The organism is Pseudomonas palmensis, assembly GCF_017848315.1.
Classification (GTDB): domain Bacteria; phylum Pseudomonadota; class Gammaproteobacteria; order Pseudomonadales; family Pseudomonadaceae; genus Aquipseudomonas; species Aquipseudomonas palmensis.
Window position 1 is genome coordinate 1 of sequence record NZ_JAFKEC010000112.1, and the last position, 4,057, is coordinate 4,057.

The 4,057-nt window shown below is 63.9% G+C and carries 3 protein-coding genes; all 3 read left to right on the top strand.

Annotated features, from left to right (window positions below; translation table 11 throughout):
* The coding region (locus JZZ72_RS27485) for a substrate-binding domain-containing protein (RefSeq protein ID WP_210015481.1) at positions 1-711 on the top strand (711 nt) is incomplete at its 5' end.
* Positions 712-855: 144 nt separating this feature from the next.
* On the top strand, positions 856-2,736 hold the full coding sequence (locus tag JZZ72_RS27490; protein WP_058541318.1) for a methyl-accepting chemotaxis protein: 1,881 nt from the start codon (positions 856-858) through the stop codon (positions 2,734-2,736).
* Between the two features lie 155 nt (positions 2,737-2,891).
* Positions 2,892-3,677 carry a sulfite exporter TauE/SafE family protein gene (locus tag JZZ72_RS27495; RefSeq protein ID WP_043864524.1) on the top strand — a complete coding sequence of 262 codons (786 nt, stop codon included), beginning with the start codon at positions 2,892-2,894 and terminating at the stop codon, positions 3,675-3,677.
* The last annotated feature ends 380 nt before the right edge of the window (positions 3,678-4,057 follow it).

The window sequence follows — 4,057 nt, forward strand, 5'->3', positions numbered from 1 at the left end:
CCGCTGGCCCTGGCGCTGGAGCCCCATGCCCGGCTGATCGCCGACCAGCTGACGCAGCTTCAGGTGCACGCCATCGAGCTTTCCCAGGGCCTGGAAAGCACACTGGCCATCGGCGTGGTGCCCGACATCGATCACCAGCCGCTGCTCCAGGCCATCGGCCAGATCAGCCAGCGCCACCCGCTGCTGCAGGTGGAGGTACTCAGCGCCCCGCAGGAAGATGCGCTGCACCTGCTGCACGAGGGTCGCGTGCAGCTGTGCCTGGCGTTTGCCGGGCTGACGGTCGACCCGCGCCAGCGCTTCGAACAGGTCGGCATGGAGTCGCTGACCGCCACCCTCTCGCCCCATCACCCCGCGCTGGGCGAGCAGGTGCGCTACCTCGAAGACCTGGTCAACGTGCGCCAGATCGTGGTGGCCAGCCGCGATTTGCCGATGCTCGACCCCCGCGTGCTGATCGGCGCCTCGCACTGGCGCACCGACAGCCTGAGCATGGCCATCGAGATGGTCGAGGCCGGGCTTGGCTGGGGCGACTTCCCGCTGTCGCGCATTGCCCCGCTGCTCAAGGCCGGGCGACTGGTGCAACTGGATTTTCGCAACACCCGCAATGAACTGCGCCTGCCGGTGCATGCCTTCTGGCTCAAGCAGCAGCCGCTGCAACGCGCTGCCCAGGAGCTGGTGAGGTTGCTGAGACAGACCGCAGCCCTGGCCGACTGACCCCGCGTCAAAATGGTACGTAAATATTTCGTGGTTTCAGCCGATACCTGAAAGGTCAGTCGCGTGCAATTCACGATGGCGGTGCTCACAAGGCTCCGACCCGTGACGCCGTCACTTCCCCTATCTGGCTAAAGGTCTCGAAACATGAACCTGAAATTTCGCCACAAGATCCTGCTCAGCGCCGGCGCAGTCGTCGTGCTGGCCTTTGCACTGTTCACCCTCTACAACGATTACCTGCAACGCAACACCATCCGCCAGAACATCGAATCGTCGGTCAACCAGGCCGGCGCGCTGACAGCCAGCAGTGTGCAGAACTGGATGAGCGGGCGCATCCTGGTGCTGGAAAACCTGGCCCAGAACATCGCCCATCAGGGCGCCAATGCCGACTTCCCCGGGCTGGTCGACCAGCCCGCCTTCACATCGAACTTCCAGTTCACCTATGTGGGCCAGACCAACGGCGTGTTCACCCAGCGCCCGGACGCGAAAATGCCCGACGGCTACGACCCGCGCCAGCGTCCCTGGTACACCGCTGCTGTCGCCGCCGGCAAACCCATGCTAACCCCACCCTACCTGGCGGCTGTCGGCGGACTGGTGGTGACCATTGCGATGCCGGTCAAGAGCAACGGCGAACTGGTCGGCGTGGTGGGCGGCGACCTGAGCCTGGCCACCCTGGTGGACATCATCAATGCCGTGGACTTCGGCGGTATCGGCCACGCCTTCCTGGTCGACCGCGACGGGCAGATGATCGTCAGCCCGGACAGCGACCAGGCCATGAAGAACCTCAAGGACATCTACCCCGGCAGCAACCTGCAGGTCGCCGCCGGCCTGCACGACGTGACCCTCAACGGCGAACAGCGGATCATCTCGTTCGCCCCGGTCAGCGGCCTGCCGTCGGCCGACTGGTACATCGGCCTGTCCATCGACAAGGCAAAGGCCTACGCCCCGCTGAGCCAGTTCCGCACCTCGGCCATCATCGCCATGCTGATCGCCGTGGCCGCCATCGCCGGCCTGCTGAGCCTGCTGATTCCGGTGCTGATGCGCCCCCTCACCACCATGGGCCGCGCCATGCAGGACATCGCCCAGGGCGAAGGCGACCTGACCCGGCGCCTGACCGTGGAAAACAAGGATGAATTCGGCGAACTGGCCGGTGCCTTCAACCAGTTCGTGGAGCGCATCCATGCATCGATTTCCGAAGTGGCCTCGGCCACCCGCCAGGTGCACGACCTGTCGGAACGCGTGATGAGCGCCTCCAACGCCTCGATCATCGGCTCCGAGGAACAGAGCCTGCGCACCAATAGCGTGGCCGCTGCAATCAACGAACTGGGCGCCGCCACCCAGGAGATCGCGCGCAACGCCGCCGATGCCTCGCAACATGCCAGCGGTGCCAGCGACCAGGCCAACGATGGTCGCCAGGTGATGCAGGAGACCATCAGCGCGATGACGGCGTTGTCGCAGAAGATCAGCGAGTCGTGCGAGCAGATCGAAACCCTCAACGCCAGCACCGATGACATCGGCCAGATCCTCGACGTGATCAAGGGCATCTCGCAGCAGACCAACCTGCTGGCACTCAACGCCGCCATCGAGGCAGCACGGGCCGGTGAAGCCGGTCGCGGCTTTGCCGTGGTGGCCGACGAAGTGCGCAACCTGGCGCACCGTACCCAGGAATCGGCCGAAGAGATCCACAAGATGATCACCACCCTGCAGGTGGGGTCGCGCGAGGCAGTGCACAACATGAACGCCAGCCAGGTGTCCAGCGAGCAGAGCGTGCAGGTCGCCAACCAGGCCGGCGAACGCCTGACCAGCGTGACCCTGCGCATTGGCGAGATCGACGGCATGAACCAGTCGGTAGCAGCCGCCACCGAGGAACAGACCGCCGTGGTCGAGAGCCTGAACCTGGACATCACCCAGATCAACGTGCTCAACCAGCAGGGTGTGGCCAACCTCAACGACACCCTCAAGCACTGCGATGACCTGGCGCGTCAGGCCGGGCGCCTCAAGCAACTGGTAGACAGCTTCAAGATCTGACCCCCGCCCTCGCCCATCGGCCGCCCAGGCGGTCGATGGCACCCTCGCCTGCTGCGTTACGGTTATAAACTAATAACGAACAAGTCTATTTGGCTATAAAAAAACCTTTATGCTGGCGCCATCCGATCACGGGCTCGCTGGGTGTTTAGGTATTTATGGATGTAGGTTCTTTTGGTTTCACCATCGCAGGCCTGGTTGTTGGGTTCATTGTCGGCATGACCGGCGTTGGCGGTGGTTCGTTGATGACCCCGATCCTGCTCTGGTTCGGCATCAACCCGGCCACTGCAGTGGGCACCGACCTGTTGTATGCGGCCATCACCAAGGCCAGTGGCGTCTGGGTGCACAGCAAGCAAAAGAACATCGACTGGAAGATCACCGGGCTGCTGGCCATGGGCAGCGTGCCAGCGGCGGCCTTGACCCTGTGGTTTCTGAGCACCCTGCATACCGACACCCAGACGCTCAACGGCGTGATCAAGCAGGGCCTGGCGGTGGTGCTGATCCTCACGGCGCTGGCCATCCTGTTCAAGTCGCGGTTGCAGGCGTTTGCCAGCAAGCACGCCGGTGACCGCTACCACCTCAGCGAACGCAGCCTCAACGCCCTGACCGTGGTCACTGGCGTGGTGCTGGGCGTGATGGTGTCACTGACCTCGATTGGCGCGGGCGCCCTGGGCACTGTCGCGCTGTTTCTGCTGTACCCGTACCTGGTCACCCGGCGCCTGGTGGGCACCGAGATCGCCCACGCCGTACCTCTGACCCTGGTCGCCGGCCTGGGCCATGCCAGCATGGGCAACATGGACTGGTCGTTGCTGGGCTACCTGCTGCTGGGCTCGTTGCCGGGGATCTACCTGGGCAGCCACCTGACAGGGCGCATTTCCGACAACGTACTGCGCCCTTGCCTGGCGGGGATGCTGTTGCTGATCGGGTACAAGCTCGCGTTCTGAGCGCATCTTTCCGACAACGCGTCGACGCCATTCGCCGGCAAGGCCGGCTCCTACCGTGATCATGTAGGAGCCGGCCTTGCCGGCGAAGCTTTTTATGACGCAACGTATAGTAGTATTACCATACACCGCAGGTAGTACTTCCATAACAACCCGACATTGTTATATAAGATGCCCGGAGCCATCTGCGCTGCCGCCACCGACAAGGGGGCAGCTGACATCAAGAGCTAACAATCAGCCAACGGGTGCCACACATGTCGAATTCTCACCAGGGCCTCGCCCCTGCCTGTACGAGCCTGCTCAACCTCGGCTCACCCCCGCGCACGTTACCCCGCCCCGCGACCTGATCGCGGCGCGCCGGCGCCTGCCCCACAGCATTTACC

Excerpts from the sequence above, each read along its gene's own strand:
- JZZ72_RS27490 (WP_058541318.1), top strand. The coding sequence starts at position 856 with ATGAACCTGAAATTTCGCCACAAGATCCTGCTCAGCGCCGGCGCAGTC.
- JZZ72_RS27495 (WP_043864524.1), top strand. The coding sequence starts at position 2,892 with ATGGATGTAGGTTCTTTTGGTTTCACCATCGCAGGCCTGGTTGTTGGG.